The organism is Methylocystis suflitae (assembly GCF_024448135.1).
Lineage (GTDB): Bacteria > Pseudomonadota > Alphaproteobacteria > Rhizobiales > Beijerinckiaceae > Methylocystis > Methylocystis suflitae.
This window is the reverse complement of the sequence record NZ_JAMRYX010000242.1, coordinates 1-10510: the sequence shown is the minus strand read 5'-3', so window position 1 is coordinate 10510 and position 10510 is coordinate 1. Positions and strand designations below refer to the sequence as shown.

Below are 10510 nucleotides of genomic sequence, written 5' to 3'. Positions count from 1 at the left end.
GTGGCACGCATGTTGCCTCTTGTCCGGCAAAGCGACAGATGCCGCTTTCCTGGTTCCGTCACGCAGTTCGACGGCGCCGACTCACGTCGAAAACAAAGAATTCCCGACGGCTTGAGCAGCATGCAATTGCAGGCTGACACCACGGAAGAAGACAGCGATGAGCAACATCGTTCGCGATAGCGAAGTTTGTGAATTGACTGCGCCGCCGGTCTTTTCCTTCGGCGAGAAAGTGAAGGCGAAGCGCACGATCCGCAACGACGGGACATACGCCGGCAAGGAGATCGGCGAAATTCTCGCCAAGAAAGGCGAGGAAGGCTACGTCGTGAGCATCGGCACCTTTCTCCAACAATTCTATATCTACGGGATTGAGTTCACCGAAAGCGGCAATCGGGTTGGCATGAAGCGCAAGGAGCTCGAGTCCGCTAATCCGCGCGATGACATCGATCTCCCGCTGCCTTGAGGAGTGTGAGCGTGTTCGAACCACGAATGCCGAAATATCAGTGGGGTCAGCGAGTGAAGACGCTCGTCGATCTCGTCAATGATGGGAGTTATCCCAACGAGCAACCGGAGGCGCTGCTCGTCGCCAACGGCGGTCTGGGCGAAATCGTGCAGGTCGGATCGCACACTGACACGAATACGCCCATCTATCTTGTGGAATTTCCTGACGGCCGTGTCATCGGCTGTCTCGAGGAAGAGATCGCGCCCCTGTAAGAGGAGCGACGGCGCGCATGCGATCGACGGTCACAACATTCGGTGGCGCCGCATCGGCTCAACCGAATGAATTCGATTACAAGCGCATCGTGCGCGCGTTGGAGCAACGGCGGCGCTACCGCTACGTCACGCCGCTCGTGCTGAAAACAGCGAACGGCTATCGCATTCAGAGCCCGTGTTGTTCGCGGAACGTCGATCCGGACGGGGGCGTCATCGACATCGCCTTGGTGCTCTTCGACGAACGCAAGGGCAATTGGCGCCTTCTTCGCAAGGACCATGCGGTCGGCGTGTGGGAGCTAGACAGCGAGTTTCAACGTCTTGCGGAGTTGCTCGACCATCTCAAAGAAGACGCCGAGCGGCGCTTCTGGCAGTAGGGTCGATCTCGACAGAGGATAGATGATGGCGATCAGCGACGTGGAATTGACGGAGATCGAAAGGCTGCTCGGGGCCGAGGCGACGCCGGCGCTTTCGGAGCTGCGCGCCAAATTCTCTCATCTCTCCTGGACGCGCTGCGACGTGTCGGACGTGATCGAAACGCCCTTCCGCAGCTTCACGACCTGCGACGTGCATTTGCTCGACGGCGCCGATCACTGCGTGACGGTTACCGACGATCCGGCGCGCGCCACCGGCGTTATCGTCGCCTTTCGGGGGAGTATGCGATGAATGCGCGGGCCGAAGTAGACGATACATTCGAAGCGACGCCCCCTGCGCTCGCCGAGCCCTTGGGCGGCGATCTCATTCCCCTTTCCGACCCCGACATCACGCTCGACGACATTGCCGCGGTTGAGGCGGTGCTGCGTTCCAGCCGCTTGTCCAGCGGCCCGGTGATGGAGGCTTTCGAAGCCGCCTTCGCGGCCTATCTTGGGCGCAAATACGCCGTGGCCGCGCCAAGCGGCACGATGGGGCTGCTGCTGGCGCTCGCCGCGTACGAGATCGGTCCGGGCGATGAAGTGATCGCCTCTCCGCATTCCTTCCGCGAAACCGTGCATGCGATCGCGCTTGCCGGCGCCAAGCCGGTGTTCGCCGACATCGACTATTGGTCCGGCGTCATCGCGAGCGGAAAAATCGAGGCGCTGATCACCGACAAAACGCGCGCGATCGTGGGCAGCAACACCAACGGCCATCCGGCGCAATGGGCGGAGCTGCGCGAAATCGCCACTAAGCATCGGCTCGTGCTGCTCGAAGACTCCACCGAAGCAATCGGCTCCAAATACAAGGGCGCGCTTGTCGGCACGTTCGGAGACGCTTCGGTGTTCGATTTCTCGCAGCCGGGGCCGCTGGTTTGCGGTGAAGGCGGCATGGTGGTCACCGACGACATCGACGTCGCGGTGGCGATGCGGCGCTTCCGCGCGCATAGACCGAGTGAACGAGCGTCGGTCGTGGTGAGCTCCAGCGCGCCCTATCAGGCGGCGATGAGCGACATGAGCGCGGCGCTGGGATTGGCGCAGCTGCGAAGGCTCGAAGAAATCCTCGAGAAGCGAAAGCTCATCGAGCACTACTACTTCAAGCACGTCAAATCCTTCGAAGGCATCAAGGATCCCTTCATCGGGCCAGAGGTCGATGAAGTGCATTGGTTCCTTTACGTCGTTCACCTTGGCACGCGCTTCAGCAAATCCAGCCGCGACTCGATCGTCGAGGATTTGCTTGTCGAAAAGGTGGAAGCCGCGGCCTACAGCAATCCCTTGCATACGCAGCGGCGCTATTTCGATTACGGCTATCGTCGTGGCAGCTTTCTTGTTGCCGAGAAGGTCTCGGACCGCGCCGTCGCGATGCCTTTCCACGTCCATCTACAAGAGCGCCAAATCGCATTCATCGTGCAGACGATGAAAGAAGCGTCGATCAATGTCGGCGCCGGCGCCGCCATTTACTAATCGTCTAAATGCCAACCAGGAGTATAAAATGCCGACCGTAACCATCATGCCCTCCGGAAAGACGGTTGACGCCGCCGAGGGCGCGACCTTGCTGCAGATCATCATGTCGAGCGGCGAGGAGATCAATCACAAGTGCGAAGGAAAGGCGCAATGCGGCTCTTGTCACATCTATGTGCATGAAGGCCGCAAGGGCATTTCGAAGATCGCGCGCGAAGAGAACGAAAGGCTCGACACCATCGTTGGCATCGGCTCGAAGTCCCGCTTGGCCTGCCAGGCGAAGATTCTCGGCACGGAAAACGTCAAGGTCGAACTGCTCGGCTTCGCGTCGGGCCTATAGGGAGGAGGGAGAAATGTCTTCCGACATCGTCATGCTTCATGTCCGCTTTGCGCCCGACGGCGGCGTCGTTGAAATCAGCGAGCGGCCCGCGCCGAATTCCGCGCAGGCCTGGTTCGACTGGATCAGTCTGAACACGCCCGACGCCTATCAGGCGCTTTCTGGCGGTCGTGGCGTGTTCCGGATTCCGCGCGACAAGCTCGAGGAACTGCGCGCGGGGATCGCCGCGAACAATGCCGCGGCCTGATCCGGCCGAGCGCGTCGTGTAAAAGGATCCCTTCCGCGAAGGACGTCTTGCGGAAGGGAAGCTTGGTTCAGATCAGGAAGGTTTCGGCGAAACGGGCGCGCTTCTCGTCCGTATCGAGTCCCTTCGCAAGGGGCCATTTGTTGTCGTAAAAAAGCGAATTGACGGCGCGGCTGACTTCCTTGCCGCGCAAATACCAACGCACGACGCCATCGGGAAAAATCACCGCGGGGCCGTCTTCGCGATGGACGATGCCGTTTTCGACGCTGATGTGCGTCCCAGCGTAGAGATAGCAGCCGGCTAGGCGCGAAAGATCGTCTTGATTGCGTTCGTCAACCTGGAGCATCACCACTTTATACGCCTCCGCTGATAGCCATCGATTCATACGACGAAGCAATAATCGCGCTTGGCGGAGCGTTCGGCAAGAATAATGCTTGTTCGCGAATTGGTCGCCGCGCGAGGAAGATTGTTGTCTTTTAGACATCGTCGCGCGCCGAAATTTTCGCTCTCGATCGCGATGTGCCTACGAGGGAGCGGATAGACGACGACGGGGATTTTGGCATGCAGGGCGATGTGAATCTCTATGTCATTTGCGCGCTCGACAGTTTGGAGCGCGGTCAAGCGACGCCCTTCAGCCTGTCGCGCGTTACCGATGAAGGTGAAACGCGTCCCTTTTCGATTTTCGTCGTTCGGACCGACAACGATCAATGCGTGGGTTATGTCAACATCTGCCCGCACCAGGGTTCCTGGCTCAATATCGGCGACGGTAGATTCTTTAGCGAGGACGGTCAAAGATTGCGTTGCGGCAGGCATAAGGCCGAATTCGACTTAGAAACGGGCGTATGCGTTAAGGGGCCGTGCGTCGATAAGATGATTGAGCCCGTCGCGCTCGTGGTCATGGATGGCGACGTGTGCCTGTGCGGCGTCAAACTCGCTGAAGAAGAGATTTCGGACGACGACGATCTGGACGAAACGATGGAGATCATGATCCATCCAGGCTGAGTGGCGCAGTGGATGGCAAGTATTGAAAGGCGCCCCATGACCGTGGCTGAACTGATCGTAAAATTGGCGGAATTACCGCAGGAGGCCGTGGTGCTGATCGACAGCGACGGCGGGCTTTCTCGCGTCAGCGGATTGGACTTCGTCGAGGGCCAGGGGCCAGGCGCGCCAGCGGAAGTCATTCTCGCGCCGAGTCTCGACGAATGAAGATTCGCCTCCGCGCTGTCGCCTGAGCTTTCAATCGGGGTTCGCTGTAGCTTCTCCGTGCAGCGGTATTCCAAAGAATGCCTCGTCGTCGCCGCCCCATGCCTTATGCAGCGCGAAAGCTTCGCGCCACCGGATCTGCTCGGCTTCCGTCGCAGCGCGATGCGTCACTTTGCCGGCCGGCTTTTCGGCGAGTAGAAACGCCTTGCCGTTGCGCAAGAATCGATTGAGGTCCTTCGTGTCGATCGGGCGCACAACGCAGCGCGGGTCTTCATCGATCAGAATGGTCGTCGGCAGCATGAGCGCAGCTCCCGTTGCGATGGATCAAAAACCTTCCGCCTTGCTTCCCCAGGGATGCGAACCGGGGACCAGCGACGCCTTGATGCCCGCCTTTTCAATGTCAGCGAGCGTCTTGTAATAGGTGCCTTCATGCATGAGCGCGCCGCTCTTGGTCATGATCGCTACATAGCGCGCGACTGTATCGGCTTCGCATAAATAGCCGCCGCCTGGATCGCTCGTGCTGCGCGCATTGCCGTCCCAGTCGATAAAAAAGCCTTCGACAGCCATGTTCCCTCCCGCGTTGATGATGTTTGAATTCTCTCGCCGGAGGCAGCAAGTTTCTTGCCAATGCCTTCGGCGTTGCAGCAGGGAACGAGACTTGCTTGCAGTAGGCACGTTCGAGCGCAAATCATCGAAGCGTGCAATCGAAGGAGAAGCAGGTGGCTGACCTCGCACATAGAAATGCGTCGCTTGACGACATGAAAGACCTTTGGGCCCTGATGCGGCAAACGGCTGCCGACATTCCGTGTTCGATCGAAAGTGAAACCGATCAAGAGCGAGCGCTGACGGAGATCATGAAGTGCTGCACAGCGGAATTTTCGCCGGTTATTCTCGATGCGAAGCGCAATGTCGTCGGGGCCTTATTGGCGCGCCGCGATGAACTCGATTGGGGTCTGCGCAACACAGAAACGATCAACGTCTCGCTGGCGGCGGTCTCCGCCGGCCATCGCGAGAACGGCGCATTCAAAGTGCTGATCGAAGCGATTTTAAAGCGCAATGCGCCAGTCTATGTCGAAGTGAAGTCCGGCGAGGGGCAGGGATTAGCCGCGGAACTCAAAGGCTGCGGCTTCTCCTTGACGAAGACGGAAGAGGGCGCAGAGCTCTACAAATGGGAGCCGGCGGCGGAAGCCAAAGCCGCCTGAATATCGCGTTCCAAGCGCGTGGAGCGGGCGCGTCTCGCGCCGCGCTCTAGGCGTCCTCGTCTTGCGCTCCATAATCGGCATAGGCTTTTTCCAGCAAGGCGACACAGGTCTTCAGACGCTGATACTCCGCCTTGTCGACCAAGACATTCTCGACATCTGGCGCGGGGCCAGACGCCGGGGGCTTGGCGGCCTGGAGCGCCTCGAACATGGCGGCTTGCAGCCGGAAAATGCGCTCGCTGGCGCGTTCGAGATAGGGCAGAGGATTGGCGCGGATATTCGCCTCATGCAGCGCGTCGAGCTGCAGCAATTTGCCGAAGCGCCGCTCCGTGAGGCGGTTCGACAAGCCGAAATCATGTTCGATGACGCTCATGATCGTCGCTCCTCCTATTGGCCGGATCCTTAGCCCGTCGTTGGAAGGGGCTTCGATCCGCGCTTTGCGGCGCGCAACGCTGGCTCGTCAATTGCACGGCAGGAGCGTCGCTTGGGCGCATGGTTTTGCAAGGCGCGCGCCAACGGGGAGACGGCGAATGAATGAGCTCTATGCGATTTGCCAGACGGGCGAGATCGAGGACGGCGACGCCACCGGCTTTATTCTGATGCGGATAGAGGAATCCGGCGAGCCAAAGCCCTGGCCGATCCTGATCACGCGCAAGGGCAAGAATTTCTATGGTTTCGAGAACGCCTGTCCGCATAAGGGCGAGCGTCTCGACTCTGAAGCAGGGCATTTTCTCGATGAAGAGGGGAATTTCCTCACCTGCGGCCATCACCAGGCGCAGTTCGATCTCGACACGGGGCATTGCTTCATCGGTCCCTGCCAGGGCAAGAAGTTGCAATCCATTCAAATCGTGATTGATGACGGCGACGTTTGCCTCACCGGCGTGGAGCTCGCGGAGGAGGATGGGCTGGGTCTCGAAGAGCCGGATGAGGCTCCCGAAGTCATGATCACGTCTGACTGAGGCAAGACCGCCAGCTTCGATCATGTGTCTTGACGGAGCCTTCGAGAAGGCGCCGGCGTCCTGCCTCGCATCGGGGACAATGTCGCGTTGCTGCGCGAGCTTTATTCGAACCGCGCAACCTGACGAGCCCTTGGTCGCCAAGCTCGCACTCAAATGGCGCCGCATGCGCCAAGGCGCTTGCGGCGAAGCGCGTCCTTACGCGTCCGGCGGACCCATGTCGTCGCCGCTCTTCTTCTTTTTCTTTTCCACCTTGGCCTGCGCATAGGAGCCGGAGTTTTTCAGCGCGATCGGCTTTTGACCCTCGACATATTGCGAGATCCAAAACAAAGTGCGCTCGCGCGCCGATTGCGCGGCGGCTTCGTTGAAACTCTCCGCGGCGTCGAAATTGAAACCATTGCGCGCCTCGGGATAGGAGAAGGCGCTTACGTCGGGTCGTTGGGCGCGAAATTGGACGATGTCTTCCATCGGCAACGACGGATCGTTCTCGGGGAGGTGCAGCAGCGTCGGAATTTTCCGCTTCACCCAACGTTCCTCTGAAATTCCGGCCGGATAATAGCCGATCGCGCAGGCGACGTCGTTGAGAGCATTTGCCGAGACATAAGCGAGATAGCCGCCCCAATCATAGCCGACGAGCGCCACCTTGCCGACGCTCTTCACAGCGTCGACGGTGGCCTGAATGTCCTGCAAGGCCGTTGTGACGGAAGGGCCTTCGCTCTCGCCCTCCTGAGGCGCAAGCGCCGGCGCGATCGCGACATAGCCCTCAGCCGCGAAGCCTTCGACTTCCTTTTGCAGATGTGGCGTGACGCCGTAGACGTCCGGCAGCACCACGACGGCGCCCTTGGGAGCGTCAGTGGGTTCGGCGCGATAGGCGGAAAAACTGCGCCCATCTCCGGAAGTGAGTTCGATCATGACGGCCTCGATGTGCAGCAAAGTGACGGAAGCTCTCGAACGAGAGACGGCGGAATCATGTCACGCCCGCACATCCCATTGCGAATATCATGCCTGCATGATGAGACGCATCGTTCGACGTTTAGCCAAGCGACTCTGTCTCAAGCGACTCTTGGCTCAAGAGTCGAAAAATCCCAATTCCAGCTTCGCTTCGTCGCTCATCATGCTCTGATGCCACGGCGGATCGAACACCAGATTGATTTTTACGCTCGCGACTCCGTCAACCGCATCGACGGCCTTCTTTGTCATCCCGACCATTTCGCCCGCGACGGGGCAGCCCGGCGCCGTCAACGTCATGTCGATATCGATGTCGCGTCGATCGATAACGTCGATGCGATAGATCAGTCCCAGATCGTAAATGTTCACAGGAATTTCCGGGTCGAACACGGTCCGCAGCGCAAGGACGACCTCTTCATAAAGCGCCTGCGCTTCCGGCGAGGAATCGGTGCGGCCGACGCGACTGTTCGGCTCGGAAAGCTGTGTCATGTCGCTTCGTGGTTCCATCTGAGTATCCTGCATGGCGCTGGTCGAATTCTCGACCGCTGAAGGTCAACCAGCAAGTAAGGCGCCATTCAGCTCTGCTGAGGCTGGACTGAAATTTGCAATCATTCCACGTCCACGGTCCGCGGCGTCATGGTTGAGCGCCTTCGTTTACGAAGCGCATTTCTCACAGAGCGCCGTGTTACAATCCTCACAAAGGCTCGGTGCAGTATGTCGGATACGCCTGAAGAAGAATTTGAGCTGCCTCAACTATACAAGCGACATGTCTTTGCTTGTTTCACGCAGCGGCCGCCGAACCATCCGCGCGGCAGCTGCGGCTCGCTCGGCGCACAGCCGCTGTGGGACCGGCTCGGCAAGCGCGTCGAAGCCGACGGCGGCGTAGAGATCGGCTTCACCTCTGCGGGGTGCATGGGCTTTTGCTCGGCGGGGCCCTTGATGGTGGTTTACCCCGAGGGCGTCTGGTATCGGCCGACAACGACCGAAGACATTGATGAAATCTACGACTCGCATCTCAAGGGCGGCAAGCGCGTCGACCGCTTGGTGATGATCTTGTCGCGCTGAGCACTCCCGAGTGTTCAAGTCGCCGCGCTGGAGGCCGCGAGCAACTCGCGCGCCTCCGCGTGGATGCGCCCCACCATTGACTTGAAGCCGTTGGAGCGCTGCGGCGTCAGATGTTCCCGTAGGCCAAGACGCTCGAACAAGGCGACAGGATCCGCCTTCAGGATTTCCGCGCCAGTCTTGCCGGAGCAGAGCGCCAGCAAGATTGCAACGAGGCCGCGCACGATATGAGCGTCGCTATCGCCTCGGATCATCAACGCCGGTTCGGCGCCGGTTGCGTCGGAAATTGTCGTCGCCAGCCAGACTTGGCTGGCGCACCCCGAGACTTTATTTTGATCGTTCTTCAACTCGTCGGGAAGCGGCTCGAGCATTTTGCCAAGTTCGATGACATAGCGGTAGCGGTCTTCCCAATCGTCGAGCAGGGAGAAATTCTCGATGATGTCGTCGATCGTCGTCATGTTTCGATTATTCCTTCAGCTTTGAGCCGATCGCCGCGCTGTCGGGAGGCAACGCGCAACACTTGCAGGCATTCGATGTTCGCCGCGAGGTCAAGCGCCGAAAATCCGTCGACGTTCTCTTCCAGGGGATCTGCGCCAAGCGCCAGCAAGAGCGTCACGACCGCGGTCTTGCCTGCGGACGCCGCATAGATCAGCGCCGTCGAGCCGTCGGGATTGCGATGGTGAACGTTGGCCCCGGCGGCGGAGAGCAAGTCGATGGCCTCCACGCTGTCCTGCTTGCACGCCAACCATATCGCATTGTTGCCGTCGCGGGTCGTGGCCTGGAGATCCCCGCCCTCTGCGATGATTTCGCGCAATATCTGGACATTCGCCTCGGCTGCCGCTCGCAGAAGCGGCGTGAGGCCATCGGCGCCGACGGCGTTCACGGCCTCCGTTCGAAAGCCTTGCGTCGTCAGCCATTGCGTCAACTGCGGGGTAATGTCGTTGCTCCATCGCAGCGCCGACGGGACGTCGGCCTATTGACTAAAGCAGCCCTAATTGCACGAGCGGCTTGGCGCCGCCGCGCCCGAGCACCGTGTCAACCTTCTGCCGCACATTCTCGATCTTCAGCGGTTTCACCAATATGCCATGCGCGCCATGCTTCATGGCGTCGACCGCGAGCGCCTCGTCGGCCTTGTCGCAGACGATCAATATGCGCACGTTTGCAAAACGCTCCGCCAAGTCTTTAAGAATCGACACGCCATTGCTCTTTAGAAAAGAAGCGCCGAGCAGAACGACATCCGGCTTCAGCCAACCGACGCCCTTATCATAGGCTTCCTGGATGCTGGCGATTTCGTGGGTTTCGATCTCGTCGTGCAGCATGAACTGAAGCGCGGCGCGCACGATCTCGTCTTCGTCGAGGACGAACACCCGCCGTTGATCGACCGCCTTCGCGGTTTCGACGCCAATCTGCATCCCTGCTCCTTTCGAAGATACGCCGCCAAATGCCGTGCAGAGGATAAGAAGCAAGCTCTGTTCCAAATGTCGCGGACCAACGCGCGGCGTGCGATGTTCTGTTCACAACAATGTCGCGACTGTCGGCTTCCTCCACATAAACAGCCCGATGTGGGATGCGCTCATCGATTGATCAAAGCATAATAAAACAAGGAACTAGCCACTAATGCCGCACTGGCACGGCCGTTGCTACCTGTCGAATGCGAGTGAGGGCTGAACGCACGCCTACGTTACGCCGAGCGATGTGTTCCTTCCCTTAACCCGCGACCAGTTTCTGATGCATAGGAACTGCCCAGTATCTCTGGGTAGCTGTCGAAGGGCTCAAGAGGAGACAGACATGTCGTCACTACGGCAAATCGCATTTTATGGCAAAGGGGGCATCGGCAAGTCGACGACGTCCCAGAACACGCTGGCCGCTCTGGCCGAGATGGGTCATCGCATTCTGATCGTCGGCTGCGATCCGAAGGCTGACTCGACGCGCCTCATTCTGCACGCCAAGGCGCAGGACACCATCCTGAGCCTCGCCGCCAA

At 59.5% G+C, this 10510-nt stretch carries 22 protein-coding genes; 13 read left to right on the top strand and 9 right to left on the bottom strand.

Annotated elements, in window-relative coordinates; genetic code table 11:
* The first annotated feature begins 157 nt into the window (after positions 1-157).
* From NEI07_RS19175 to NEI07_RS19145, 7 genes are read left to right on the top strand one after another with little or no spacing between them, the layout of a single operon-like run.
* A complete protein-coding gene (locus tag NEI07_RS19175; RefSeq protein ID WP_256036873.1) occupies positions 158-460 on the top strand; it encodes a nitrogen fixation protein NifZ in 303 nt (100 codons plus the stop codon).
* 11 nt (positions 461-471) lie between these two features.
* Positions 472-711 (top strand): nitrogen fixation protein NifZ, encoded by a 240-nt coding sequence (locus tag NEI07_RS19170; RefSeq protein ID WP_256036872.1) that lies wholly within the window; start codon positions 472-474, stop codon positions 709-711.
* A 17-nt stretch (positions 712-728) separates the two neighbouring features.
* A complete protein-coding gene (locus NEI07_RS19165) occupies positions 729-1085 on the top strand; it encodes a DUF3024 domain-containing protein (protein ID WP_256036871.1) in 357 nt (118 codons plus the stop codon).
* A 22-nt stretch (positions 1086-1107) separates the two neighbouring features.
* On the top strand, positions 1108-1374 hold the full coding sequence (locus NEI07_RS19160) for a hypothetical protein (RefSeq protein WP_407659951.1): 267 nt from the start codon (positions 1108-1110) through the stop codon (positions 1372-1374).
* Entirely contained in the window at positions 1371-2582 is a 1212-nt protein-coding gene (locus NEI07_RS19155; RefSeq protein WP_256036869.1) for a DegT/DnrJ/EryC1/StrS family aminotransferase, read from the top strand. The genes NEI07_RS19160 and NEI07_RS19155 overlap by 4 nt, the downstream gene beginning before the upstream one ends.
* 28 nt (positions 2583-2610) lie before the next feature.
* Positions 2611-2919 (top strand): 2Fe-2S iron-sulfur cluster-binding protein, encoded by a 309-nt coding sequence (locus tag NEI07_RS19150; RefSeq protein ID WP_109024514.1) that lies wholly within the window; start codon positions 2611-2613, stop codon positions 2917-2919.
* Positions 2920-2932: 13 nt separating this feature from the next.
* Positions 2933-3163 carry a hypothetical protein gene (locus tag NEI07_RS19145; RefSeq protein WP_256036867.1) on the top strand — a complete coding sequence of 77 codons (231 nt, stop codon included), beginning with the start codon at positions 2933-2935 and terminating at the stop codon, positions 3161-3163.
* A 67-nt stretch (positions 3164-3230) separates the two neighbouring features.
* Here the strand turns inward: NEI07_RS19145 and NEI07_RS19140 are convergent, their stop codons facing one another.
* Entirely contained in the window at positions 3231-3506 is a 276-nt protein-coding gene (locus NEI07_RS19140) for an aldehyde dehydrogenase (protein ID WP_256036904.1), read from the bottom strand.
* A gap of 215 nt (positions 3507-3721) precedes the next feature.
* On the opposite strand from NEI07_RS19140, the gene NEI07_RS19135 reads away from it, so the two are divergent.
* Both NEI07_RS19135 and NEI07_RS19130 read left to right on the top strand, forming a co-directional pair.
* A complete protein-coding gene (locus tag NEI07_RS19135; RefSeq protein ID WP_256036864.1) occupies positions 3722-4162 on the top strand; it encodes a Rieske (2Fe-2S) protein in 441 nt (146 codons plus the stop codon).
* A 36-nt stretch (positions 4163-4198) separates the two neighbouring features.
* Positions 4199-4366 (top strand): hypothetical protein, encoded by a 168-nt coding sequence (locus NEI07_RS19130; protein WP_014892132.1) that lies wholly within the window; start codon positions 4199-4201, stop codon positions 4364-4366.
* 30 nt (positions 4367-4396) lie between these two features.
* Here the strand turns inward: NEI07_RS19130 and NEI07_RS19125 are convergent, their stop codons facing one another.
* A complete protein-coding gene (locus tag NEI07_RS19125; protein ID WP_256036862.1) occupies positions 4397-4663 on the bottom strand; it encodes a hypothetical protein in 267 nt (88 codons plus the stop codon).
* Between the two features lie 24 nt (positions 4664-4687).
* Complete coding sequence (locus NEI07_RS19120) at positions 4688-4930, bottom strand: hypothetical protein (protein ID WP_014892134.1); 243 nt, start codon at positions 4928-4930, stop codon at positions 4688-4690.
* A gap of 152 nt (positions 4931-5082) precedes the next feature.
* On the opposite strand from NEI07_RS19120, the gene NEI07_RS19115 reads away from it, so the two are divergent.
* A complete protein-coding gene (locus NEI07_RS19115; RefSeq protein ID WP_256036861.1) occupies positions 5083-5565 on the top strand; it encodes a hypothetical protein in 483 nt (160 codons plus the stop codon).
* A gap of 46 nt (positions 5566-5611) precedes the next feature.
* Here NEI07_RS19115 and NEI07_RS19110 read toward each other — a convergent pair whose 3' ends face one another.
* Positions 5612-5935 carry a hypothetical protein gene (locus NEI07_RS19110; protein WP_256036860.1) on the bottom strand — a complete coding sequence of 108 codons (324 nt, stop codon included), beginning with the start codon at positions 5933-5935 and terminating at the stop codon, positions 5612-5614.
* A gap of 157 nt (positions 5936-6092) precedes the next feature.
* Here NEI07_RS19110 and NEI07_RS19105 point away from each other — a divergent pair, with 157 nt between their 5' ends.
* Positions 6093-6521 carry a Rieske (2Fe-2S) protein gene (locus NEI07_RS19105; protein WP_256036859.1) on the top strand — a complete coding sequence of 143 codons (429 nt, stop codon included), beginning with the start codon at positions 6093-6095 and terminating at the stop codon, positions 6519-6521.
* A 195-nt stretch (positions 6522-6716) separates the two neighbouring features.
* On the opposite strand, the gene NEI07_RS19100 is transcribed toward NEI07_RS19105, so the two are convergent.
* Positions 6717-7430, bottom strand: coding sequence for a dienelactone hydrolase family protein (locus tag NEI07_RS19100; RefSeq protein WP_256036858.1), 714 nt, complete (start codon positions 7428-7430; stop codon positions 6717-6719).
* Between the two features lie 156 nt (positions 7431-7586).
* Complete coding sequence (locus NEI07_RS19095) at positions 7587-7955, bottom strand: SUF system Fe-S cluster assembly protein (protein WP_256036857.1); 369 nt, start codon at positions 7953-7955, stop codon at positions 7587-7589.
* A gap of 225 nt (positions 7956-8180) precedes the next feature.
* Between NEI07_RS19095 and NEI07_RS19090 the strand changes: the two genes are divergently transcribed.
* A complete protein-coding gene (locus NEI07_RS19090) occupies positions 8181-8531 on the top strand; it encodes a (2Fe-2S) ferredoxin domain-containing protein (RefSeq protein WP_256036854.1) in 351 nt (116 codons plus the stop codon).
* Positions 8532-8545: 14 nt separating this feature from the next.
* Here NEI07_RS19090 and NEI07_RS19085 read toward each other — a convergent pair whose 3' ends face one another.
* Genes NEI07_RS19085 through NEI07_RS19075 form a run of 3 tightly spaced genes read right to left on the bottom strand, consistent with a single transcriptional unit; the run spans position 8546 to position 9940 of the window.
* The gene (locus tag NEI07_RS19085; protein WP_256036851.1) at positions 8546-8986 is read right to left on the bottom strand and encodes a SufE family protein; all 441 of its coding nucleotides are present in this window, start codon (positions 8984-8986) and stop codon (positions 8546-8548) included.
* Entirely contained in the window at positions 8983-9453 is a 471-nt protein-coding gene (locus NEI07_RS19080) for an ankyrin repeat domain-containing protein (protein ID WP_256036848.1), read from the bottom strand. The genes NEI07_RS19085 and NEI07_RS19080 overlap by 4 nt, the downstream gene beginning before the upstream one ends.
* 55 nt (positions 9454-9508) lie before the next feature.
* The gene (locus NEI07_RS19075; RefSeq protein ID WP_256036846.1) at positions 9509-9940 is read right to left on the bottom strand and encodes a response regulator; all 432 of its coding nucleotides are present in this window, start codon (positions 9938-9940) and stop codon (positions 9509-9511) included.
* A 376-nt stretch (positions 9941-10316) separates the two neighbouring features.
* On the opposite strand from NEI07_RS19075, the gene NEI07_RS19070 reads away from it, so the two are divergent.
* On the top strand, positions 10317-10510 hold a 194-nt coding region (locus NEI07_RS19070; protein WP_256036690.1), incomplete at its 3' end, for an AAA family ATPase.

Excerpts from the sequence above, each read along its gene's own strand:
- NEI07_RS19175 (WP_256036873.1), top strand. The coding sequence starts at position 158 with ATGAGCAACATCGTTCGCGATAGCGAAGTTTGTGAATTGACTGCGCCG.
- NEI07_RS19165 (WP_256036871.1), top strand. The coding sequence starts at position 729 with ATGCGATCGACGGTCACAACATTCGGTGGCGCCGCATCGGCTCAACCG.
- NEI07_RS19160 (WP_407659951.1), top strand. The coding sequence starts at position 1,108 with ATGATGGCGATCAGCGACGTGGAATTGACGGAGATCGAAAGGCTGCTC.
- NEI07_RS19155 (WP_256036869.1), top strand. The coding sequence starts at position 1,371 with ATGAATGCGCGGGCCGAAGTAGACGATACATTCGAAGCGACGCCCCCT.
- NEI07_RS19150 (WP_109024514.1), top strand. The coding sequence starts at position 2,611 with ATGCCGACCGTAACCATCATGCCCTCCGGAAAGACGGTTGACGCCGCC.
- NEI07_RS19145 (WP_256036867.1), top strand. The coding sequence starts at position 2,933 with ATGTCTTCCGACATCGTCATGCTTCATGTCCGCTTTGCGCCCGACGGC.
- NEI07_RS19140 (WP_256036904.1), bottom strand. The coding sequence starts at position 3,506 with ATGCTCCAGGTTGACGAACGCAATCAAGACGATCTTTCGCGCCTAGCC.
- NEI07_RS19135 (WP_256036864.1), top strand. The coding sequence starts at position 3,722 with ATGCAGGGCGATGTGAATCTCTATGTCATTTGCGCGCTCGACAGTTTG.
- NEI07_RS19130 (WP_014892132.1), top strand. The coding sequence starts at position 4,199 with ATGACCGTGGCTGAACTGATCGTAAAATTGGCGGAATTACCGCAGGAG.
- NEI07_RS19125 (WP_256036862.1), bottom strand. The coding sequence starts at position 4,663 with ATGCTGCCGACGACCATTCTGATCGATGAAGACCCGCGCTGCGTTGTG.
- NEI07_RS19120 (WP_014892134.1), bottom strand. The coding sequence starts at position 4,930 with ATGGCTGTCGAAGGCTTTTTTATCGACTGGGACGGCAATGCGCGCAGC.
- NEI07_RS19110 (WP_256036860.1), bottom strand. The coding sequence starts at position 5,935 with ATGAGCGTCATCGAACATGATTTCGGCTTGTCGAACCGCCTCACGGAG.
- NEI07_RS19105 (WP_256036859.1), top strand. The coding sequence starts at position 6,093 with ATGAATGAGCTCTATGCGATTTGCCAGACGGGCGAGATCGAGGACGGC.
- NEI07_RS19100 (WP_256036858.1), bottom strand. The coding sequence starts at position 7,430 with ATGATCGAACTCACTTCCGGAGATGGGCGCAGTTTTTCCGCCTATCGC.
- NEI07_RS19095 (WP_256036857.1), bottom strand. The coding sequence starts at position 7,955 with ATGACACAGCTTTCCGAGCCGAACAGTCGCGTCGGCCGCACCGATTCC.
- NEI07_RS19090 (WP_256036854.1), top strand. The coding sequence starts at position 8,181 with ATGTCGGATACGCCTGAAGAAGAATTTGAGCTGCCTCAACTATACAAG.
- NEI07_RS19085 (WP_256036851.1), bottom strand. The coding sequence starts at position 8,986 with ATGACGACGATCGACGACATCATCGAGAATTTCTCCCTGCTCGACGAT.
- NEI07_RS19075 (WP_256036846.1), bottom strand. The coding sequence starts at position 9,940 with ATGCAGATTGGCGTCGAAACCGCGAAGGCGGTCGATCAACGGCGGGTG.